18 protein-coding genes are annotated in these 21,494 nt (G+C 47.5%); 8 read left to right on the forward strand and 10 right to left on the reverse strand.

What is annotated here, in order from left to right; all coding sequences use genetic code 11:
* Positions 1–10 precede the first annotated feature (10 nt).
* Genes AB1L17_RS20070 through AB1L17_RS20090 form a run of 5 tightly spaced genes read right to left on the reverse strand, consistent with a single transcriptional unit; the run spans position 11 to position 9,543 of the window.
* Positions 11–646, reverse strand: a complete 636-nt coding sequence (locus AB1L17_RS20070) for a beta-mannanase (protein WP_412846872.1) — start codon at positions 644–646, stop codon at positions 11–13.
* 17 nt (positions 647–663) lie between these two features.
* Positions 664–1,941 (reverse strand): vWA domain-containing protein, encoded by a 1,278-nt coding sequence (locus AB1L17_RS20075; protein ID WP_412846873.1) that lies wholly within the window; start codon positions 1,939–1,941, stop codon positions 664–666.
* Complete coding sequence (locus tag AB1L17_RS20080) at positions 1,938–4,286, reverse strand: hypothetical protein (RefSeq protein ID WP_412846874.1); 2,349 nt, start codon at positions 4,284–4,286, stop codon at positions 1,938–1,940. The genes AB1L17_RS20075 and AB1L17_RS20080 overlap by 4 nt, the downstream gene beginning before the upstream one ends.
* Before the next feature lie 60 nt (positions 4,287–4,346).
* Positions 4,347–7,736 (reverse strand): tubulin-like doman-containing protein, encoded by a 3,390-nt coding sequence (locus AB1L17_RS20085; RefSeq protein ID WP_412846875.1) that lies wholly within the window; start codon positions 7,734–7,736, stop codon positions 4,347–4,349.
* Positions 7,737–7,749: 13 nt separating this feature from the next.
* Positions 7,750–9,543: a vWA domain-containing protein gene (locus tag AB1L17_RS20090; RefSeq protein ID WP_412846876.1), complete on the reverse strand. Its 1,794-nt coding sequence runs from the start codon at positions 9,541–9,543 to the stop codon at positions 7,750–7,752.
* Between the two features lie 203 nt (positions 9,544–9,746).
* Between AB1L17_RS20090 and AB1L17_RS20095 the strand changes: the two genes are divergently transcribed.
* From AB1L17_RS20095 to AB1L17_RS20110, 4 genes are all read left to right on the forward strand, one after another.
* Complete coding sequence (locus AB1L17_RS20095) at positions 9,747–9,896, forward strand: hypothetical protein (RefSeq protein WP_007724683.1); 150 nt, start codon at positions 9,747–9,749, stop codon at positions 9,894–9,896.
* Positions 9,893–10,828 carry a hypothetical protein gene (locus AB1L17_RS20100; protein ID WP_412846877.1) on the forward strand — a complete coding sequence of 312 codons (936 nt, stop codon included), beginning with the start codon at positions 9,893–9,895 and terminating at the stop codon, positions 10,826–10,828. Before AB1L17_RS20095 ends, AB1L17_RS20100 begins: the two co-directional genes overlap by 4 nt.
* Before the next feature lie 15 nt (positions 10,829–10,843).
* Positions 10,844–12,607, forward strand: coding sequence for an SH3 domain-containing protein (locus tag AB1L17_RS20105; RefSeq protein WP_412846878.1), 1,764 nt, complete (start codon positions 10,844–10,846; stop codon positions 12,605–12,607).
* 160 nt (positions 12,608–12,767) lie between these two features.
* On the forward strand, positions 12,768–13,400 hold the full coding sequence (locus AB1L17_RS20110) for a LysE family translocator (protein ID WP_412846879.1): 633 nt from the start codon (positions 12,768–12,770) through the stop codon (positions 13,398–13,400).
* A 235-nt stretch (positions 13,401–13,635) separates the two neighbouring features.
* On the opposite strand, the gene AB1L17_RS20115 is transcribed toward AB1L17_RS20110, so the two are convergent.
* Positions 13,636–13,722: a putative holin-like toxin gene (locus AB1L17_RS20115; protein ID WP_082517202.1), complete on the reverse strand. Its 87-nt coding sequence runs from the start codon at positions 13,720–13,722 to the stop codon at positions 13,636–13,638.
* A gap of 465 nt (positions 13,723–14,187) precedes the next feature.
* Between AB1L17_RS20115 and AB1L17_RS20120 the strand changes: the two genes are divergently transcribed.
* Positions 14,188–14,535, forward strand: a complete 348-nt coding sequence (locus AB1L17_RS20120) for an EF2685/EF0750 family sortase-dependent surface protein (protein ID WP_412846880.1) — start codon at positions 14,188–14,190, stop codon at positions 14,533–14,535.
* A 49-nt stretch (positions 14,536–14,584) separates the two neighbouring features.
* On the opposite strand, the gene AB1L17_RS20125 is transcribed toward AB1L17_RS20120, so the two are convergent.
* A complete protein-coding gene (locus AB1L17_RS20125; RefSeq protein WP_412846881.1) occupies positions 14,585–15,535 on the reverse strand; it encodes a PGAP1-like alpha/beta domain-containing protein in 951 nt (316 codons plus the stop codon).
* Positions 15,536–15,818: 283 nt separating this feature from the next.
* Between AB1L17_RS20125 and AB1L17_RS20130 the strand changes: the two genes are divergently transcribed.
* The 3 genes from AB1L17_RS20130 (at position 15,819) to AB1L17_RS20140 (ending at position 18,661) form a co-directional block, all read left to right on the forward strand.
* A complete protein-coding gene (locus tag AB1L17_RS20130) occupies positions 15,819–17,441 on the forward strand; it encodes a family 10 glycosylhydrolase (protein WP_412846882.1) in 1,623 nt (540 codons plus the stop codon).
* A 356-nt stretch (positions 17,442–17,797) separates the two neighbouring features.
* Complete coding sequence (locus AB1L17_RS20135) at positions 17,798–18,178, forward strand: hypothetical protein (protein WP_412846884.1); 381 nt, start codon at positions 17,798–17,800, stop codon at positions 18,176–18,178.
* A 45-nt stretch (positions 18,179–18,223) separates the two neighbouring features.
* Positions 18,224–18,661 (forward strand): hypothetical protein, encoded by a 438-nt coding sequence (locus AB1L17_RS20140; protein ID WP_412846885.1) that lies wholly within the window; start codon positions 18,224–18,226, stop codon positions 18,659–18,661.
* A 229-nt stretch (positions 18,662–18,890) separates the two neighbouring features.
* On the opposite strand, the gene AB1L17_RS20145 is transcribed toward AB1L17_RS20140, so the two are convergent.
* The 3 genes from AB1L17_RS20145 to AB1L17_RS20155 form a co-directional block, all read right to left on the reverse strand.
* The gene (locus tag AB1L17_RS20145; RefSeq protein ID WP_412846887.1) at positions 18,891–19,847 is read right to left on the reverse strand and encodes an iron-hydroxamate ABC transporter substrate-binding protein; all 957 of its coding nucleotides are present in this window, start codon (positions 19,845–19,847) and stop codon (positions 18,891–18,893) included.
* Positions 19,848–19,980: 133 nt separating this feature from the next.
* A complete protein-coding gene (locus tag AB1L17_RS20150) occupies positions 19,981–20,916 on the reverse strand; it encodes a hypothetical protein (RefSeq protein WP_412846888.1) in 936 nt (311 codons plus the stop codon).
* A complete protein-coding gene (locus tag AB1L17_RS20155; protein ID WP_412846890.1) occupies positions 20,885–21,472 on the reverse strand; it encodes an RNA polymerase sigma factor in 588 nt (195 codons plus the stop codon). The genes AB1L17_RS20150 and AB1L17_RS20155 overlap by 32 nt, the downstream gene beginning before the upstream one ends.
* Positions 21,473–21,494 lie beyond the last annotated feature (22 nt).

The following is a 21,494-nucleotide window of genomic DNA, read 5'->3' on the forward strand; positions in this document are numbered from 1 at the left end:
CGCATCCCTCCTATTCAGGAATCAGTTCGTACATTTCTCCGTATGTTTTCCCGTCCGTAAAAAACAGGCGGACGATGTCTTTTTTCCTGACCTCGATTTCCGGCATCAGATTGACACCGGGCTCGAGATCGCGAATGAAATTGTATCGGGTACCATCATCCTTGTGGGCGGGAGGAGAGCCTTCTTTTTTTACGTAGCAGAGTACGTCCCGCGCGATCGGAATCTCTGAAAAAATGCGAATCTGCAACGATTGATGCTTGCTAAACCAGCTTCCGCCCCGTTTGAACGAGTAGTAGATCTTGGCTTTTCCTGTGCTGACATGGATCACGTGAGCGTCCCCATCTGGAATAAGTAGAATCGGCTTGCCATTTTCCAATCGGCACGGAAAGATGCGGTACGTGTATCTGCCGATGCCCTCCGTCTTTTCCCGTAATCCTTTGTGTACCTTGTACTCCTCACGAGTGTACAGCTTGAACTGACGATCATCGACCTCGTTCACGTCAAAAGGGGCGCCAAGCTGCGACTTGTGCACGTACACGCACGGAATATCCTGCGCCCAATGCCAGTTGAGCACGTATTCGCCCCCTTGATGCTGGCAGGTGACGTCCTTGATGAAGGTTTCTGTTGTTTCCTCCCGATTAATCATGGTTCATCATGCTCCCTTTACAGATCAAACCGTTTGCTGCTCTGGTTCCCGGCATCCAAGGCACGGGGGCTTTGTCTGTTGTTCAGTCTGCGCTTCGCAAAAGACGATCCGCCACTCGTAGAAGCTGGCACAAAGAGAGTGAACAGTGTCAGAATGACGGCGAGCAAGGAGCACGCCAGCAAACGTACAACCATATCGACCAAATCGATCGACGATAGACCCATTTCCAAAACAAGTCCAGCTAACAGTCCTGATACCGCTCCACCAATCGTAAAGCTTCTGGCCAGATGGCGATTGTCAAAAATCAGCCCCAGAGCCAAGCCGAGCAAAGCACCGATGATCAGAACACTGACCACACGGGTAATCGCATAAAACGTACTTTCTTCTGTCGCTCCTGTCCGCTCAGAAACGATATTGCGATCTATTCGGCTCATATCGTAAATCTGACCAAAGATTCCTGTCATTTGGTCTGCGTGTTCGACATTGAAGTAGCTGCCTCCGGTTTCAGCAGCAATTTGCTGGAGCAGCGCCGTGCCATCTGCATCGATTTTGCTCATGCCCACCGTATGGACAATCACCTGGTTTTGCTTGTACGGTGCGAGTGCAGCAGGGATATCCAGATCGCTATAACCGTCTGACATTAGTACCACCGTACTGTTCGTCATTTGGTTCGCCTGGAGCTGATCCAGGCCCGCTTGCAACGCCAGATCGATCCGGGTGCCTCCATCTGTTCTTGGATACTGAAGCAGCTTGTTCGCGATGTCATCCTTTACGGACTGGCTGCCGAGCTCCGTGAGTGGTTGCAGGACGTTCGTTTGATCATGGAAGGTGACAATCGCAATATTCATGTCACTATCCATTCGCTGCACCATGTCCGCCGCTGCTTTGAACAATTGGTTATCCGGGTCAGACTGCTGCATGCTGCCTGACGTATCCAGCACCATCACAATATTGTTGGCTCCACTGGCTTGTTGAAATGATGACCCGTACAGCAGCTGAAGCAGCATCGCCACTACGCCCACCATTAAAAATGTGCTGGGCACGAGCATTTTCCAGGAAAAGCCCAGATAACGCTGCTTCCACCCGATTCCATTTAGTCGTGGCGAGATCATTTCCGCAATGAGACACATCAATCCTACGAAAAAGGCATATTGACCAAAATAAAGTCCCATTAACAGCCATTGCGGTATTTCTCCGGACAATTTGCCGAGTATCACTTCCCCGACCAAAAATCCGATCACGCCACCTACCAGACTACACAATAGCATGAGTAAGCTAACCCTTCTCTGACTCATGACGACTCATCTCCTCCCACGCGGTGAAAGACAAACCCGCTCTCCTCATAGGAAGCATGGTATTTCTTGTTGTTGCGGTAAAACATCAAATCCTCCATGCCGAATCCACCCATCAGGTTCATTTTTTCTATGCCGCTTTTTTGTTCCTCGTGGATGCAGCCCAGCTTGTAGGTCCGCGTGCTCTCATCCTTGCGCAGCGCATACTGGACGAAGTCGTTGTGAATATCTGCAAACAAATACTTCTCCTCATAGCGATGCTTTTGCAGAAAATGAAACACTTCGATGTGAACCGCTGCCCGCTCTTCCAGCACCAATGCCAGATCAAGGAACAAATCCTCCTTGGTCAGCACCGTCCTGTTATCGTAAGCAACCCCGACATTCGCACGCGCAAGCAGCTCTGCTTCAAAAGACAAAGCAAATGGCGCTCGGGTGAGAATCTCGTTCCGGCAAAACTGGCATAGACGCTCCACAAGTCCGGCGAGACGATTCCCACTGAGCAGAGCGCCGCTGCCAATGTACCGTTGTTCCATGTAAAAATCACTGCCGCGCGAAGCTTCCAATGACCGTATCGTTTCATGAACGACGGACTCATAATATTCGTCGACATTTTTGCCCAAGTAGTCCGTGGCTTCTCGCACGCTCTTCTGGGCGATTTCTCGCAGTTGCTTATGCAAGGCTTCCAGCTGCTCGGCTTGTTCACCTAATTGCCGGTGAATCTGCTCCGTCTGTTTCTCGAAGCTGACCAAGATCGCAAGCATAAGCTCCCAATCCAGCAGCTCCAGCTTTTTGCCATAAACCGTATCCAGCAAATGGCGGATAAACGTCCGCACACGCTCTTTATCCCGTGTGAAAAACCCGCCTACCCGAATGTCCTGCCGATCCACTCGCTCTTGGTAGATGTCGACCAGCTCAGCCTTGATCTGTTCGACCTGTCGAGATGTCTCGCGAATTCCTGTGCGCAGCTCATCTAAAAGGTTTGCACCATTGGCGTGTTCGGCTGTGAGATAGTACGCGGCGTACAGACCAAGCCGTTCATCCTCGATGATCGCTTCCTGAATCAAATCAGCCAAGGATTCCTGAGACAGCATGTGCTCCAAACGCTTTCTGGCATCGGATACGACATTCGCCTCAAAGAAGGCTTGGCTGCTGCCGTCAAACAATGCCAGCTCCGCTTCACGCATGTTCATGCTGCAAAGCTCGCTATAGCTGATGCCAGAGGTCATTAGCCCGGTCATTTCCTCCACAATGCGATCCTCGGGAAGAATTCCAGCCAATTTTCGCTGCAAATCATGCGCAGTCAAGCCGAGCTTCTCACGCGCTTTTGTTTTCGGCAAGACCTCGCCTTCCTTGAGCCGCTCCCAATAGCGGTCAAATACAGCGGATAGCACCGTCAACGCAATCGCATGAGTCGGTCGCTTCACTTTGGATAGTCCGGCCGACGCGAATCTGGTCTGCCCGTGATCGACCGTAATACTACGCATAAATTGCAGCTTGTTATAGCCCTCATTGCTTTCGTGGAATTCGGACTCTGCCTTTTTGTTATTCAAAAGTACCAGCTTGCTGATCAGCTCGTAATTCTCCTGCATGCCGCCTTCGATAAACAAGCCATGTTCTGTCTTGTCACTCAATAGGTACGCCAGTGAAAATAACGGGGCGTTCACATGCTCCACAGGCAGTTTCACGAGATCCTCCGTTACCAAGAGATTCGCTCGATAGCTGTAGTCGCTCCGCTGATAGCGATTGACCTCTTCCAAAAAGCTGACCGAGAGCGCTGTCGAGAACCCGAATGCTTCCCCGTTGTTCTTTTCCTGAAGCAGGACGTACAGATCGACGGATACGTTTTTAAACAGCTCGTTGAGGTAGCCCTTGAGAAGCAGCGTCAGCTCTGGCAAAAGAATCGTGGCAGGGTCATCTGCCCTTGCCACGACAGCAATATTGACTTGCTGAAAAGCAGTGAACAACTTGCCCATTTCCGCTACCCGCACGCTTGCCAGTTTCATCACCTTGTTCAGTTCCATGGTGACAGCTTCATCGAGTAAAAAACGCTCGTGGATCGACGTACGCATCTTTTTCTTTTCGGAATCTGCCTGCGGCAAGCGGCAGCCGATTACTTGCGGATGCTCCCACGTTTTGTCCTGATACGCATGGACATAAAGAACACCGTGACTATTTTGCCAATTGCGCTCGTTATGGGCTCGAACAGCTTGCAGTGCCTCTACGCTCTTATCCCCGAGAAAAAGGAAGAGCACGGGGTTTTGAATGCTTCGCTGTCCGTTTCCGCTATCCAGTTGTCTTTCCAATTCCGTAACGTATTGGGTCGCGAACTCTCCAATCAAATCCCTCATGCATCCTCCTCGGTTATCAAACGATCCCCTCTCTTCGGGGGATCGAAACATCGTGATTGTTTATTGCAGCGTCTTGCGCATATCGTTTACTTTGGACCAAACCTTTTTGTAGAACTGGTACAGCTCTTCACCATTTACGTATTCGTCGCGGTCGTATTCCAGATCGTTCTTCGTTTCCAGGAAAGCCGCAGTGATCTCATCGAGCTTTGCCACCAGTTGCTGCGTATCCTCCGCTGAAGTCATCGCGTCGCTGCGTTTTGCAGCCTTGCGCTGGATTGTGGCCATGCTCTTGTGATCCAGTGCGCGGTATTTTTCATAGATGGCGAATTCTACATGCTTGTTGACCTTCATCAGGTTGATGAATGGCTCCCACGCCTCTTCTTCCTCATCCTTGTCGTAGACGTACAGCGCGCCACGCTTGCAAATCGTACCGGTGTATAGAGCTTCGATGAATCGGGTCATCAGCTCTTCTTCGTCCTTGATGGCACCTACGATCTGCTCCAGCTCCTGGATTTTGGCTTCGATTTCCTCGTATTTCCGCACCTCTTGTTCGATCAGGCGAATCTGCTCTGGATAACGAATCAGGTTTTCTTTTGCCATCTCTTCATTGACACTGCCGAAAACATCACGCGTAGATTCTTGCTCCAGACCATCTCTCATGAAGCCTTTGAGCTCTACCAATGCACGCTTGATCTCGCCTGGGCTCAGCTTGGTTGCGTCGCCTTGAGCTTGGTGCTTGGCTAAGAAAGCAGCCACGGAGAAAGGCTTCGTCACGATGGATTCATAGCGGTTGCTCGTCTGGCTGTCGCTGCCTTTTTCGCGGATGACACCGTAGCGCACTGCACGTTCAAACAGCTCGCGTACTTTGGCGTTGTACGATTTGATGCGGCTGTTTTGGTACGTATCTCCCCACGATTTTTCCGGAATCGGTGATGGGAGGTAAGCCCAGTTGTTCTTTTCGGTTTGTACGAGATGGCGACCAATACCCTCTCTATCCAAAATCGTACGCTCGTAGCTTTCTTCGTATACTTTCAACGGTGTGTAAGCGAACAGCGGAACACCGTTTTTCGTATTCAGCCAGAAAATGCGGTTTTTCACTTCACTTTCCTTAACCGTGAAGCGCGAGCCGCTAATGGCGGTATTCTGGTAGTTCTTAATCCCCTTCAGGATCGATGGTGCTTTCAGCGGCACGGATACAAAGCCCCAGGAAGGGAAGTGCATATTGCCGAGATTGTTGCTCAAATGGAAGACCGGAATCGCCTCTTCATCCAGCTTGCTCGCGATCTTGCGCTCTACGATGCGATCCAGTGTCTCGTCTTGACCGTATTTGATCACGAGAAACTCTTCCATTGACTTGGTGATCAGCTCACCGAACTTATCCGAGAGGAATTCGGAAATCGAGCTGACGATATCCAGCTCTTGCTCTTTCGCCCACTGATCGGAATGTCGCAGAAGCTCGCTGGTGAAATCACGGATCAGGTCATCTGCGTCTTTTTGCTCCAGAATGTTCCCGACTACCTTCGAGATATCCGGCACGCTGACAATGTTCCAGTAGTACGTCTTGTTGCCAGTGCGGTCGCTCTCTTCTCCACCGTTGATCAGGATGTCGCCGTTTTGCTCGAAAATTTGGTTGAGTGCGTTCAGAATCTCCGTAAATACGTTATAAATGCGGTTGTTTTCTGCATTCAACAAACGGTGCAGCTCTTCATAGAACTCGATCATTTGCTCCAGCTTTTCCTGATCAGCCAGGAGCTGGTATTCGTTGATCTTCGCTTCGATGTAGCTGTTTTTCTTCTTCTCCTTGGAGATGAAGGCACTGCGGGCATCGCCCAGCTTTTCATCCGCATTTTCACGCGCGCCCTCGATCTCACGCGGGTAGCTCTCCAGATTCGCCTTGAGGCTCTCTATGTAGGAGAGGATCATTTTCATCAGGCAATAGCCTTTGTCCGAATGAATCAGACGGGACGCATAGAACGGTCCTTGCTGCGGGTGCAGAAACACGCGCGTAATCATTTCGCCAAAAACAGAGATCATGTCGCCTGGGGTTTGCTTCTTGCATTTGATGTACGCTTCACGTGCTTTGGCGAGATAGCCTTGCTCCAGCTCGTGGTCGATGCTCACGACTTGCTGGGTAATCACGTTGCTGTAGTTCAGACGCTCACTGTTTTCATAGCCTGGCAACGGTTCAGGAACGCGCTCCTCGAACTTGCGTGAAATCGAGTCGATGTCGATCCCGAGCTTGCGGGCGAATTTCTCCGCATCCTCTTGCGTTGGTGCTACCGTGAACATTTTTTCCATCTTTTTAAACAAGCGATAGGCCAAGTATGTCGTCATCTCTTCGATCGGCAAGACAGCAGAGGAAGCACCGATGACGTTGTATTGATAGTTGGCTGCGTACGTTTTTGGCATCTGGTTGATGTTCGTACGGATGTTGCTGATATAGTCGTGGATCGCAAACTCTTCGCCCGAGCGCTTTTCTTCACTCGCCATGAAGTTCGTAATGTTCTCCGCGGTTACGTTCATGCAGTAATCGTAGGCATTTTCCAATGCTTTGCCTTCGAGATTGGTCGCCGAGATCAAATGGCACAGGTTGAATGGTGGCATTGGCGATTGTACGGTGAGCACGTTGCCGTATTGCTGGCGGAAACGCTCATTACGCTCATCCGCATTCATCCAGTAGTCCAGCTCTTTCAACGCCGCATAACCGTTTTTCATAATGTAGTCGCGCGTGTGGGAGCTGAGGCTCTTGTTCGACAGGTTGACGTCAGGCGTGAACAGGTAGCCCAGCGTATTCACCTTGTCTACCCCGGCACTGCCGAAGTCGCGCTCCAAAATTCCGCGTACGATATAGGCAATGTCAAGGAAGCAACCGCTCCCCGTTCCCCCGGACAAACCGCTCAAGAGGAATACGGTCAGCTTTTTGTTCGTGCCCTCGCACAGCATCTTCACCTTTTTCTCAATCGTTTGTACGACCTGCGTAATTTTCGTAAAGAGAAGAAGTCGACCTGCCTGCCGTACACCAGATGCACCACTGATTCCGTCGGTAATCGTCAGCTCCGGCGAAAGCCAATCGGTAATGTACGGCTCCAGAATGCTGCGGTTCTGCAATACGCCGCCGATCTCAGGATTGGACAACAGAACGAACTCTGTCACTGGATCGAGCCCAATGCCCTTGTACTTCTTGTTGCGGTCATGCTCGTTCGTTTCAAACGCGATGAATTCGATATTGTCCGGCTTTTCCTTGCGCTTCTTGGACAGCGGGTCTACCGGCAGCTTGAAGCGTCTGTTCACTTGATATTTCAGGCGCAACAGCGCATCAATACCTGTACCGCCAAGACCGATGACGAGCATCGGGTTGTCAATTGTATCTACGCGAATCTTGTCACTGACGATTCCTCCGCCGAGGGATACGTCCAATTGTTGAATGTGTTCTCTCACAACTGCTTTCATAATCGACTCACTCCTAGACGATGTAATCAATAAAGACCGATTTGTTCACATTCGTTAATGAAACTTTGATGCGATCGTTTTTCTTCAGCTCTTTACCTTTGCTTGCATCGAGTACACGCCCCGCCTTTTCAATTCGGCAGGTCGAACGGTTTTCGATGATCAGCGTGTCGTTTTTCCCTGGCAAAAGGATGACTTTCTCTGTCTCCGCAAACTCAGGGGCGAGCTGCAAGAGCTGGTGCAGCTTTACTTTTCCTTTGAACGCATTCAGCTTCTTGTACTGCGGATTGGACTTCTCTCCTGTATCCTCATCCACGATCTCGATGGCGATCTGGCCCGAGAAGCCCTTGTTCGCCTTGCGATAGATCGACAGTGCGTACAAGCCTGCACCGATCAACAGGATGAGAACCACGGTACCTCCTACTACGGTCAACCATGGAAATGGTTTCGATTCGGCGGCAGGGTCCGTAGTTGTCGCAGGCTTGTTCGCTCCAGAACCTGCCGTTTTCGCAGCATCTACAAGGAGTGGCTTCGTTTCCCGGTAAAAGCTGGTGTCTTCTGCCTTGATTTTGATCTCGTACGTATGGTCAGCCGGGATGGTGAAGCTGCCTTCGAACCCGCTGCCCGTGTTGTTCAGGACGACCTCATTCGTCTTCTTGTCTGTCTTGTCATGGACGATCAGTGTCGCCTTCATCTGCTGGTACAGATCAGGACTCGCTACCTTTTGTCCGTTTGAAACAAGCGCAGCCTTGATCGGTACGACATCGCCAGCCTTGAAGCTCTTCGCTGTGACTGGCTCCATCTCCAATTGCAGATCGTAGTTGAAGATGAGATTAATATCGATTTTTTCCTTCGGGGCACCTTTTACCTGTAGCTTCCAATCGCCTTGCTGTGGCTTGACCAGCTTGATCATCGTGTACGCATTGGACTTCGACAGTCTGACCTGATTCGAAGGGACTTGTACTTCCTTACCTGCTGGATCGAACAGCTTCACTTCCACCGGTTTTTGCGACATGATCGAGATGTTGGCTTCCATGACGCTGCCGTTCGGGATTGGGATTGCAATCTCCTGAGCTTGACCGTTTGCGACGAAGCTCTTAACAGGGACAACCTTCAGCTTCAGATGATTCGCAAAGATTTCGCTCAAGATTTGCGGGAGCTTGTCCGCCGTGCTTGTTTCAAAAAATTTACCATTTGTCTCTGTAGCAATCTGTTGCAGGGTCGTGCGGTTAAGCTGACCGTCTGCATTCAACCCAATTGTGTAAATGGGATAGCCTTTGTCTTTGGCCTCTTTCACTGCTTGCTTCAGCTCTTGATCAGACTGTGCTTGTGTACGGCTTGATGCTTTGTTCAAATAGTTGTTACCGTCTGCCAACAGCACGATGATTGGTGCATTGTTTGGATTGCGTCCTGCATCGAGGATTTTTACTGCTTCGGTTACCCCGACGGCGATATCGGTGTAGGCTCCTTTTTGCAGGCTGTCGATGAATGCCTTGATATCGTTCTTGTCTTCTTCGGAATTGATCTCAAGCAGTGCTTTTTCCCGCTCGATCTTGTCGGTATACGCGACTACCCCGATCTTGTTCGCTTGGATCGACGTCATGTCGACGAACATTTTCATCGCTTCGTTGCTGACTTTGTTCTTGTCGCTTTGGGTCATGGAGTTGCTGACGTCCACGACCAGTACCGCGTCCATATTGTTTCCACTCGTTTGCGCATAGCCCGGGTGAGTGACAGAGAGGACACTGACCAAGAGCAGTGCGAGACATACTACGTATCGACATAACATTCGGAATCGTATTATTTTCATAAGTGCTCCTTTTCGTATTCGGGTTCAAAAAATGACATCTGTGAACAGTTGCAAAGAAAGTAAGACTATGACACTATTACCACTAGATTCAAGAAGTAGAAGACAGATGATAAAAAAGTACTAGAATGATTGCCCCTTACTCGTAATACGATACGACATGATTCTTTGTTACAGATTTCGACAACTTCGTTAGGAGAATTTTTATGTTAACTTACTTTCTGTTGTTTGCGGCTTTTTTGCTGCTAGCGGTCCGATTCCTCAAGCTGCTGCGACTAAAACGGCGCAATCTCTCCAACGCCGAAATCGATCAGCATCTTCATGCCTTACTGAATGAGAAGAGGGATTCACCATGAGAAAACGAATCGGCGTTCAATTTCGAAAAACCCGCAAAACGGCTCATACGTACGAAAGAATTCAAGCGTGCACGCGTTGCCATACATACCATGTCCTGTGGGAGTCGCATTGTGAGACCTGCGGCAGAGCCTACACTCCGATCCGTCAGGTTGCCCATACCGTGACGCGCCGCTATGTTCAGACGCGCTTTTTGCTATTGGGCTTGTTCGTCTGTCTTGCCGTTCTCTCAGCGGAGACGCTCATGCAACTGGCACTCGCTGGAGGTATTGGCTGTGTGCTGTTTGTCCTGTTTTTCGTTATGCAGAGAAAATACGGCTCCTATGAAAGAGACGAACAATTTCAACGTTTTCTCAAGAAGGAACAGGAGACGTTCAAGAAGTCTCTCCTCCGTCATTTGGAGGAAGTCGGCCATGACGTCAAAGAAGGACATCTCAAGGAAGCTTACGAAAAAACGAGAGAAATCGGGCATTTCATCGATTCCGATACGATCAAGATTCGCAAGATCATGTTCCTCAATCATTACGTCCTGCGCAAAGACATGGAGCTGGAGCTCGAAACGCTCATCCCGTCCATGTACGACAAGGACTTTATGGAATATGTGCGCGAGGTAGTCAAGGTCCAGCCTTCGCTCGTCAAGAAATCTGTGCTTCAATATGTCAGACGCTATAAAACTCAAATATTGTTGCTAGAAAACGGGGATCAGCTCATCGGCCAAGTGGCAGGTGCAGCGCTCCGCATGAAGTCTTATGTGGACGAGTATCAGGATCTGATTATCGAATTTATCGATTTTTTGCCGCGGGAGCGCCTTCTGCGATTGGCAAAAATGGTACAAACCCATAAGAATGAAGATTGGGAACAACTATATTATTTTACCAAAAACAGGGTGGATACGCATTACGCGTTTGACCCCGATTTTAAAGGCTTACTGTAAGGAAAGGAGCCTTTGATGATGCCTATTTCTCCCTATTACAGGTCCCTCTGGGTTCGCAATATTTTTCTCGGACTCTTTGTCTTGGGTTTGATCGCTGTTCTGTTCAAGTTAGGATTCGGGTACAAGCAGATTACGCTGTATAAACAGGCAAAGGCGTATTATGAACAGAAGAACCTGCTACAAGCCGAGGAAACCTTTTCTCGTGCGCATGATATGGCTGTCCTTACCTACGGAGATGACGAGTGGAATACGACCATGTTCCAGCTGACTTCTGTCCGAACTGAACTGGAAGGGCTTCACCAGCAATCACGCTCTGCCATCTCTGAGAAAAAGGTTGCGGAAATTGGTGCAGTCTATGAGCAATACCAAGCGCTCAAACAGAAATACCAGAATCAAAAGGACGTACCTGCGATGTTTTTCCAGCAATTGACCGCGCATTTAGGCATGGACAAGAGCTTTTCCGATTATTACCTGAATGCCTTGCAAACAGCCAAAGCCAAGGCACAATCGAATCTCGAAAAGGAAAACTATCAGGACGAATCTTTCATCGAAACACTCCTTGCCATACCAGATGAATACTACGGCGGAAAAGAGAAGAAACAGGCTGAGCTCACGGCCTTGTTCCAAGACTATGAAAAAACGAAGCTGCGGGCGCTGATCGCTTCGGCTCCTTTTGAAGAAGTCATCACCAAAACGGCTACCAGCTTGCGCCATTACGAAAAATTGGGTATCGAGACAGATTGGTTAGTTAAGCAGCTGGAGAAGTATGCGCTAGCTGAAATCAAGGAAGTCATCCGTTCGAAAGATTTGAGTGCCTTCGTTGACATGGCAGCCGCCTATCGCAAAATCCAGGATGTGCTGTCTACTGATTCGCCTGTACTCGATTCGATCACCCGCTATCTGGAGGGCAAGCTCAAGCAGGCAGAACAATACATCAAGTCGTTCGAGTTCACCAAAGCGCGTGAATTGTACGAACAGCTGAACCCGCTCCAGGATACGGCTACACTCCTGTCCGATCTGGAAAAGCTCTGGTTGGAGTACGATCCAGCACGCTTATTGCAATTGAGATATCCAGACAGAACATTCACCGAAATGCTCTCCGGCACAGATCGCTGGGGAGCAAAGCTTTACGCATTTGGACTCTCCGAGGCGGACCAACGTCTTTACTTCGCAGCCAAAATGCCAAATGATTCGCTCTACTATCTGGATCAATCGCTGGATATGGACATGAAATCCGCCAAGACTAAGATCGATGATACACTCGGAAGTAAAGAGGAGCCTGTGATTATCGTGAGTGCTTCAGGTAAAGAGCGCGCCAGCTCCTACACCGCTCTCTCTCCGAATTTGACAAAAGAGTCCCTCGATAAGCGATTTGCGGTCGAGGCGGATGAACTCAGCGTAGAAGACTCCGAGCATGTGATCATGAAAAATGCGGTAGGCAAAGGGGAAAATGAAATCGCTTTGTTCAAGCTAGCGGACAATGGCTTGGATTACATAGAAAAGCTGGCGGACTTGGAAGAGGGCTCCGAAGAAACGACCGAGGGCAACGAGTCAGGAGAAGGTACTTCCCCCGCTGAAGGGTCGACAGATGAAACTGATCAGACCACCCCTTCCGCTCAAAAAATCGATGTTTTTGCGGGGCCCGGTGAAGAGCATGAGAAGCTCGGTCAGATAGCAGCAGACGGTTCCTTCCAAGTCATCGCAGATCTGAATGGCTGGTACCAAATTGTTTATGATGGAAAAGAAGGGTGGATACGCGCTACCCAATCAACGCCGTAATGAGTCAACTGAATACAATCAGCTCCCCTCGCGATCATGACAACACGAATGAATCCTCTTCGATCCGCGTCTGGAGCTTTTTCTCATTTTTTTCGCATTGCGCCTCGTGTCAGACTATTCTATAATTTGTTTTTTATAGATAGAAAAGGAGTGAGAAGAGATGTTTGGAGTCGTTCATTATGAAGCATTTCTAATGACCGCGATCATGTTGAACCTGATACCCGGCTCAGACACGATGTACATCATTACACGCAGCATCTCGCAAGGAAAACAGGCTGGTATTCTTTCGGTTCTCGGTATTTTGACAGGCTCTCTCATTCACACACTCTTGGCTGCTTTCGGCTTGTCACTCATTTTGGCTCAATCCATCGTGCTTTTTAACATCGTCAAAATATTGGGGGTCGCCTACCTCGTCTATTTGGGCATCCGCATGATTATGACGAAGGAGTCCCCGGCGTTCGACACGGCTGATTCCATGAAGGTGAAGGGTGAAAAGGTTTATCTGCAGGCCATCCTGACGAGTGTCACGAACCCAAAGGTCGCCCTGTTTTTCATCGCATTCCTCCCGCAATTTGTTAGCGCGACAGATGCTGGTCCGCTTCCGTTCATGATTCTTGGCCTTACTTTTACCGTAACTGGCGGCATTTGGTGTAGTCTTCTTGCTTTGTTTGCTTCATTTGCTACCAAAAAGCTGCGTAATAATCCGAGGTTCTCTGTCATTCTCAACAAGCTGACGGGGATTGTTTTTATCGGGATGGGGTTGAATTTGTTACGGGCGAAAGCGAATCCTTGATAGCTGAACAGAACCCATATTCCTGCAGAGATAGAAGGTGATCTCTTGCTCTCTATTGATTGAACGTATAAATGAAAATATGTTATATTGGACGTAACAGCATCGTATAATAAAAAGGGACAAGGATGTTACCGCATCCCTGCCCCTGTACAAATAGCCAACCCGCTAGGGCTATTGGCTCAGAATTGTAAGAGTCAAAGAATGACTACCTAACCTCCTCAACGGTCAAAGGTAGTCATTTCTTTTTGTTGATGAAAGTAAGTAACGCAAGCAAGAACATGCCAAACATGAGCATGAGATTGATTGCTTGGTACACTTCCATAATCCCACCCCCTTTCTCAAGGGAATGAGCCAACAACTACCTTTGACGAGCCATGCTATATGTACTCTATCATTTTACGTCGAAATATGGAAAAAGAGAAGGAAATTCCCTCTCTTCTTCATCAGTATTTTCAGCTTGATAAGATAAGACTTGAACCAATAATCGGACACTAAGCAGACTGACTCAAAGAGCCAAGAAGGGCATTTAGCCACTTGGCTTTTTTCGTGTTCAGAAATTGTTTAGGTCGAAAGAGTAAGATACCTCTAGGCATATTTTCACAATTGGAACAGTGGGTGAATCTGTTGTTCTCTACTAGCAGGATTTGTAAAACCTGATCGAACCAGCCAAGGAATTCGGCGTGAACAATGTTGGTTTGGCAGGTCATCGCGGAAGCACTCATAGCGTCTAACACTTCCTACCGAAAAGACGGAATGGACAGCTTTTTATTCACTACAGGAGGAGCATATGCAAAGGAAATCTTGGATCGTTATGGTGGCACTTTTGTTCATCACCAAAAACTTTTTCGGTTTCACGACAACCTCGTATGCCCAAACGCAAGGTGAGGTTGTCGTTGACAGTGGCGGGGAACCAGGTAAGGGAAATCCTGCTGATCCGCCGGATACGAGCAAACCGAACGATTCGGGAGCTACCAACAACTCCAACGTGTTAGACCAAACCGGCAACGAATCTCCGTCTACGGGTAAAGTATTGCCGCAGACAGGAGAGCAGACTAATCCTATCCCGCTCGTTGCAGGCATCATTTCGATCATGATTGGTATTTCGATCATGTACCGCAAAAACAAAAAAGCGTAGTTCTTTTAGAGGACCGACTAGGTAAGCCTAGCTAGGTCCTCTTTTTTCACTACTCCAGCAGCTGCCTTAATAACGGTTCACTTTTATATAAAATATCCAGATGAGTCGCTTCGACGTAATAACGTGTACCTTCCAGGGCAAATACACTGTTGGCCATGACATTCCCATCGCCAGCGTCGCTATTGATCGAACCTACTACTCTACCATCCACCCATTTATCGGGAGACAGCGAGGGAACCGTTCGCAGGTATTGGATTGTTTCATGCCCAATCCCAGCCACCAGTGTAACGCGAATCTTTCGTGCTGCGATCACCCCCATCGTGCTGTTCAAGTAGTCCATGTAACGATTTTTCACGACCATCTTGTTGTAGGGCACAAAGGCTTCTACTCCCTGTTTCTTCTCCAGCAAATAATCGCCATAAGCAGCAGACGGGGTTAGATCTAGGAGGCTGGGAAAGTGTCGGTGAATAGCTTGTATACGATTAAAAGGGATGCTTTGCTCCAAGTATGCCAGATACACATTCATGTATAGCTCCACTACATTTCTTTTGGCAGAAACAGAACGCGGCAGCTTCCCTCCCGCCCAATAGCTGTAGGCAACAGGCGATCCTGCATTGGGAGTCGCAAAAATGAGCAGTTGATCGACATCGTTTTGATAAAACTCGCCCTGGACATACGCTCTCGCCACAAGGCCACCCATGCTATGGCATATAAGGTTGACATAAGGTGAGCCCGTCGTTTGTTTCGCGCGCTCAATGACAGGCAGCAAAAAGCGCTCAGCCGAAATATCAATTGGCCTGCGCCAATCATAAAAGGCCACAAACAATTGTTCATGTAGCGGGTACCCCATTTTTCCAAGCAAACGGATAAACGGCTCATAAGCAGTTCGGGCAAACCCGAAGCCCCAATCACCTGTACCCGGTATAATTTGATCACTCATCGACCCGAACAGCCCCGGAACAAAAACAATCGGTACCTTTTGCACAAGAAAAGAACTCATTCTTGCATTCCTCTCCCTCAGCTTCGTCCCCTGACCAGCGGGGAAAACAACTTATGCTTCTGCCTATTCCCGAGAAGCTTGGGTGGTTCCCTTCCTGAGATGAGTCTCGTCATTTTTTGCCGAAATGGAGCGAATCGTTACAATTATCTTCCCACTTGACCGTAACAAAGCGATATAATAGAGCGTCTAACGTTTTAAGGAAGTTCAAAAAGTCGTCTTTTTGAACACGCATAATATGCTGAAGTTTTACAGCAAATCTATACTTGTCGGAGGATTGGCAAAAATGAAGGTACGCAAGTGGTTTATGCTTTTGCTAATGTTCGTACTATGTATTCCAACGATGGGGATATCCGTGCAGGCCGCACAGACAACCTCTGGTATCAGCATCTATTTGGACGGGCAACCAATCAAAAGTGACGTCGCTCCGTACATAATCCCAAAAGCTAACGTTACCATGGTCCCTATGCGTGTGATCGGCGAAAACCTGGGAGCCGAAGTGAATTGGGAGCCGAAGTCCCAAACAGCGACGATTCGTAAACAAGATACCTTGTTGTCCATGACGGTTAATCAGAAGAACGCACAAGTGAACGACAACCGCGTCCCACTCGATGCTTCCGTTCAGAACAAGCAAGGAAGAGTCATGGTTCCGCTTCGTTTTGTGTCCGAGCAGCTAGGCCTTGCGGTAAACTGGGAAGACAAAACAAAAACGATTCGCTTGCAAAGCGGCAACGTGGCTACGATGACTCCACCACCTCAGGATGTATTGAGTGAAACTGGCGGAATGGAGCCAGGCACACCTGTCGTGACAAATGGAGAATTGCGCGGGGTTTGGGTATCGACAGTCTACAACTTGGACTGGCCATCTTCCGGTTCATACGGAAACCAAGCGAAGCAGCAACAAGAATACATACAGCTACTCGATGAACTGCAAGCCATGGGAATGAACGCTATTTTCGTGCAAGTGCGTCCATCTGGAGATGCTCTGTATCCTTCTACACTCGTTCCATGGTCCAGATTTTTGACGGGTACGCCAGGGAAAGATCCGGGCTACGACCCGCTTGCCTTTATGGTAGAAGAAACGCATAGACGCGGGATGCAATTCCATGCTTGGTTCAACCCGTTCCGTGCGACTACGGACGCCAAAACAGACCAGTTGCCAGCGAATCACGTGATCAAGCAGCATGCTGACTGGATTGTGAACGCAAACAAAAAGCTGTACATCAATCCAGGTATCCCACAGGCTCGTCAGCAAATTATCAATGAAGTGATGGAAGTCGTGCAGCGCTACGACATCGATGGTGTCCATCTGGATGACTATTTCTATCCTTCCAATGTCAACTTCGCGGACGATGCAGCATTCAAGGCTTACAACAGCAAAAAAATCGTGTCCAAAGCAGACTGGCGTCGCGATAATATCAATCAGTTTGTTCAGCAATTGAATCAATCCATCAAGAGCGTCAAGCCTCACGTTCAGTTCGGGATCAGTCCATTCGGTGTATGGCGCAATAGCAACGTTGATCCGACTGGCTCCGATACAAAAGCTGGCGTCACTGCCTATGACCACATGTATGCCGATGTGCGCACATGGATTCAACAAGGGTGGATCGATTATGTGACCCCGCAAATTTACTGGAGCTTTTCCTTCGCCCCTGCTCAATACGACAAGCTCGTCACTTGGTGGGCAAACGAAGTACAAGGGACAAACGTCAAGCTCTACATCGGTCATTCGCCTTACAAGCTGGGAACAGCTGAAGCTGGCTGGCAGAGTGCCCAGGAGATCATCAACCAGTTGAATTACAACGCGATGGTTCCCGAAGTTCAAGGCAGCATTTTCTTCAGCGCCAAGGACTTGCGGAAAAATCCGCTGGGTCTGCTCCCAGCGCTTAGCAGTTATTACAACCGCTAGATAAATAGAAATAACCCCCGAATACTAGTTAGAGTGCACCCCTTAGAATAGACATTGGAAAAACCCCCTGGTTTAACCGATGCAAACTAAGGGGTGTATTTTTATGGCAATGAAAGGGAAAAAGTTCAAGTCCTATTCAGAAGAATCGAAGTAAGAGGCAATCCGCCTGCATATGAGGAGAAATGGACATATCGACTAAGAGAACTATGTCCAAAAGTTGGAAAGAGCCATTTTCTTTGCACCAAAGATTAAATAACCAGAAATTTATTTAAATTTAAATTACATTTAATTCTATTGAATTTAAAGGAAAATTTTAGTATTGTTGTCTAATCTTAAAAATAAAGGGAGATAGATCAATGAAAAAGAAAATCATCCTATTTTTACTAATGTTTTCTCTTGTTTTCAGTGGAGGTACATCCATTCCTAATTTCAACAACGATGCTTCTGCTAGTAGTAACTGGGAAAATATAGACCATATCAGTAAGGGATTTAGAATTCGACTAGACCCACCTGTAGGTAATGGTAAATACCACGTCCATGTATACAATAAAGATGTTGAGATTGCGGTAGAGAATGTGGATGGCACTGCAAGTCACGGTCAAACTTTTGATGATTGCATGAGTTCTAAAACAGCCAAAAAGATAAGAGCAACTAGGCTGTACAAAAAAGGAGCAGACCTGCAAGAAGAGAAGGATAAACTTAACGAACCAAAAAAGCCTAAGAAAAAAAGGAAGTAATTTGTTACAATAAGAAGATCAAATAACCCTAAAAAGGTCGATTAAATGAAAAACTTTTACTTAGAGCGGATTTTCAATTTAGAAACAGTAGAAGCATATTTTTTAAGAGATAAGTACTTAGCTAAGCCGCGTTACTGCATGATCCTTATTGATTATCGACGTGCTAGCACGTTAGATGACTTTCCTGAATTAAAAGGGATAGAAAAAGAAGATGATTTCGGCAGAGCAAACTTTATAAAGGCTGTTATTCTCTCTAGAGAAGAGCTAGATGAAACATCAGAAGAAGTGTTAGAGGTTCCTTCTGGCTTTTTAGAGAATAAGCCAGATTGTCACTGGAGAGCAGAGTTCGAAATCGTGCCTAACTTCCCAGAAGAAAGAGGGAAGTTACTCAATTTGATTCACGCTCTTTTACAAAAACATGATTATTTCATCGATGTTACAAACATCCCTGAGTACAAATTAAACTATTTGTCTCAAAAATAGAGTAACTCGTTCAAAGGAATCTCTGTGCAGTAGCACGCGGCTACGCAAAACTAGGAGATTCGAGGGGTCGGGCCTAACGCTCGACTCCTCTTTTTTTGTTTCCGAATGTCACAATTTTGGTTACTTTGCAACATGGCATCTAGAACATAAATGACCCGCACCGGTGTCACTTTTTAAAAGTGTCCACTTCACGGGTCACAGATCACATGTGTTTCGGGGGTTTTTTCTTCTACGTTAATTTTTCTACAATAAACGTGAGTTGCGCTTCTAAGGAGATTGGGTCATTAAAAAAGGCACCCTTCTGATCAATCTGAAAAACCTTGTTATTTTTTACTGCAGGCAGGCCCTTCCAAACACTTGTCCCGTAAACAGTCTCCGGATCAACATCTTCTGTCCATGCACTGGTAAAAATGTAGTCTCCCGCAAAGTCTGGCAATGTTTCAAGCGAAACTTCCGCATATCCGGTATTGCTATCAATGGCTTCTTTTTTTACGGCATTCGGAGCCTTCAACTGGAATTCGCCGTATAGGATATCTCCGCCTCTTCCGAAGTTGTGCCCAAACGCATAAATCCCCTTGGCGTACGGCTGCAAAATCGAAACGGTTTGATCTCCTACCGCTGCTTGCACCTTGGGTTTTGCCTCAGCAATTTTCTTGTCCCATTCGGCAATCCACTCATTTGCCTTGTCTTCTTTTCCTGTCATTTTGCCAAACTCGCGCAGTTCTTCGCGGATTGGCTTCTTTCCGAATGGGATCACGACGGTTGGAGCTATTTTGGTGAACTGTTCGATATTCTTATCCCCTTCAAACACAATAAGTAAATCAGGGTTCATCGCCAGTACTTTTTCTAGCGATGTTCCGTCGCCCACGCTCTCGATACCATCCAGCTTCCCTTTAAAATACGGGTTTCCCATAGCATGGTCCGTGATTCCAATTGGCTTGATTCCCAGTGTCAGAAAATGTCCGACATAGCTGTCCGCAATTATTACGGCTCGTTTTGGGTCCTTAGGAATTTTCACTTCGCCATTAAATGCCTGGTAAGTGATAAATTCACTCTTATCAGCTGCCCCTTCTTGCGCAGGTTGAGCAGTCTGATTGGCTGGTACCTGTCCGCAAGCTGATAGCATAGTGATCATGACCATAATAAGGGCTGCCATTATGATCTTATGTAAGCCTGATTTTCTCATTCTCAAAAGACCTCTCTTTCAATCACTTTTGACATTGATAATCATTCTCGTGAATTTTAGCATAAAGAGCCTGCTCTGCCCATTACTATCCGTCAAAAAAATGCCGCGAAGCATGCTCGCGACATTGGTAGGATTATTTTTTCGGCATCATGGCATTTACAAACTCGCTAATGTTTCCTTTGGTCAATTCATCCCCAGTCGCGACTACTTCATACTGCATCTTCTTGCCAGCGTATTCCATCACCCAGACGATGTTCTTGTCAACCCGGTCTTTTCTGGCTTCTTCTGTATACAGCACTTCGATTTGCCCTACTTTGATTACCTCTTTCTTCTGATCATCCTGATTGATTACATAGGTTGTGCTGTCTTCTACATCTTCATAATTGGAGATATTCAAATTTATATAGCTTTTCCCAGACTTATATGTCGCATATAGCGTGTCCAGCTCATTTGTCCATTCCAATGGCTGAATAACATATTCTTTCTTCTCTTGCTCTGCCTTTTTGTACAAAGCTTCCTTATCATACTCTCTCTTGATGTCAAATGTGAGGTTGGCATCTTCAAAGGAATAACCCCCTGGCAATGTCTCCGGCACCAATATCTGATCCCCCACTTTCTTGCGTAGATCGGCTACATTAGCAAATTCAAATGGTTTAAAGAGCGTTGCAACCACTTTTTTCGGATTGTGGACGGCGATATAAACGGCGGCGGCAGTTCCAGGCTCCATGTTACTGTTAATTTCCGAACGTTTATCGTGATATTTCTGTGTCTCAGGATCTAACTCCTTGACAACTTTTGGTTTTCCCGGTGTTTGGGAGATATCTTTCTGCTGATAAATAACTTCGCCTTTTTCATCCTTCAATTGATAGTACTGAACAGCAGCATACCCCGATGAAATGCTTGCAATTAAACCGATCGCGACCAAAATACTGACCTTGTATTTCACAAAAAATCTCTCCTTGTCTCGTTTGATTTTTTCCATGACTTGCCGACTAATGTCAATCTCCTGCGGGATACGCGGGTCATTGAACAGGTCCTTAATACTCTCGTGCGATTTGTTTGGACTCATCGTGTGCTGACCCTCCCTTCCCTGGCGGAGAATAAGCGGATCGGAACTTCGCTGCTGTACGCTCGAATTTTTTGCGCAAGCTCGCTGCGTTCTTGTTCATAATTAAGGAAATTTCCTCGTACGTCTTTTCTTCCACGCTGCGCAGCAAAAGGAGCGTTCTTTCCTCCACAGATAGTGTCTGCATAGCAAGAAATACATCCTCACTGAAATAAACATTTTCAATATGCTGCTCGATATCCGATTGAGGTTCTTTGGTAGGCACCAAGAACGGCAGCATTCTTGTCCATTTCCTTTTCCTGATGAGATCGATGCAATGATGGTAGGCTATTTTATAAAGCCAGGCTGCGAACGGCATGGATGGGCTGTATTTTTGCAGGTTGCGATAAGCCTTGATGAAGACCTCCTGTGTCGCGTCCTCCGCTTCGTATCTATTCCCCAAGATGTGATAGCAGTAGTGAAATATAGGGGTCTGATAGCTTTTCATGATGTCAGTGTAGCGGTCATCCGCTCCCTGAACAATCTCCTTCAGGAGCTCTTCGACTTGTTTCGTTTCCACTCTCTCCCTCCTTTCAACTGGT

The organism is Brevibacillus jepli (assembly GCF_047229145.1).
Lineage (GTDB): Bacteria > Bacillota > Bacilli > Brevibacillales > Brevibacillaceae > Brevibacillus.

Coding starts and splice junctions, on each gene's coding strand:
- AB1L17_RS20070 (WP_412846872.1), bottom strand. CDS start 646: ATGATTAATCGGGAGGAAACAACAGAAACCTTCATCAAGGACGTCACC.
- AB1L17_RS20075 (WP_412846873.1), bottom strand. CDS start 1,941: ATGAGTCAGAGAAGGGTTAGCTTACTCATGCTATTGTGTAGTCTGGTA.
- AB1L17_RS20080 (WP_412846874.1), bottom strand. CDS start 4,286: ATGAGGGATTTGATTGGAGAGTTCGCGACCCAATACGTTACGGAATTG.
- AB1L17_RS20085 (WP_412846875.1), bottom strand. CDS start 7,736: ATGAAAGCAGTTGTGAGAGAACACATTCAACAATTGGACGTATCCCTC.
- AB1L17_RS20090 (WP_412846876.1), bottom strand. CDS start 9,543: ATGAAAATAATACGATTCCGAATGTTATGTCGATACGTAGTATGTCTC.
- AB1L17_RS20095 (WP_007724683.1), top strand. CDS start 9,747: ATGTTAACTTACTTTCTGTTGTTTGCGGCTTTTTTGCTGCTAGCGGTC.
- AB1L17_RS20100 (WP_412846877.1), top strand. CDS start 9,893: ATGAGAAAACGAATCGGCGTTCAATTTCGAAAAACCCGCAAAACGGCT.
- AB1L17_RS20105 (WP_412846878.1), top strand. CDS start 10,844: ATGATGCCTATTTCTCCCTATTACAGGTCCCTCTGGGTTCGCAATATT.
- AB1L17_RS20110 (WP_412846879.1), top strand. CDS start 12,768: ATGTTTGGAGTCGTTCATTATGAAGCATTTCTAATGACCGCGATCATG.
- AB1L17_RS20115 (WP_082517202.1), bottom strand. CDS start 13,722: ATGGAAGTGTACCAAGCAATCAATCTCATGCTCATGTTTGGCATGTTC.
- AB1L17_RS20120 (WP_412846880.1), top strand. CDS start 14,188: ATGCAAAGGAAATCTTGGATCGTTATGGTGGCACTTTTGTTCATCACC.
- AB1L17_RS20125 (WP_412846881.1), bottom strand. CDS start 15,535: ATGAGTTCTTTTCTTGTGCAAAAGGTACCGATTGTTTTTGTTCCGGGG.
- AB1L17_RS20130 (WP_412846882.1), top strand. CDS start 15,819: ATGAAGGTACGCAAGTGGTTTATGCTTTTGCTAATGTTCGTACTATGT.
- AB1L17_RS20135 (WP_412846884.1), top strand. CDS start 17,798: ATGAAAAAGAAAATCATCCTATTTTTACTAATGTTTTCTCTTGTTTTC.
- AB1L17_RS20140 (WP_412846885.1), top strand. CDS start 18,224: ATGAAAAACTTTTACTTAGAGCGGATTTTCAATTTAGAAACAGTAGAA.
- AB1L17_RS20145 (WP_412846887.1), bottom strand. CDS start 19,847: ATGAGAAAATCAGGCTTACATAAGATCATAATGGCAGCCCTTATTATG.
- AB1L17_RS20150 (WP_412846888.1), bottom strand. CDS start 20,916: ATGAGTCCAAACAAATCGCACGAGAGTATTAAGGACCTGTTCAATGAC.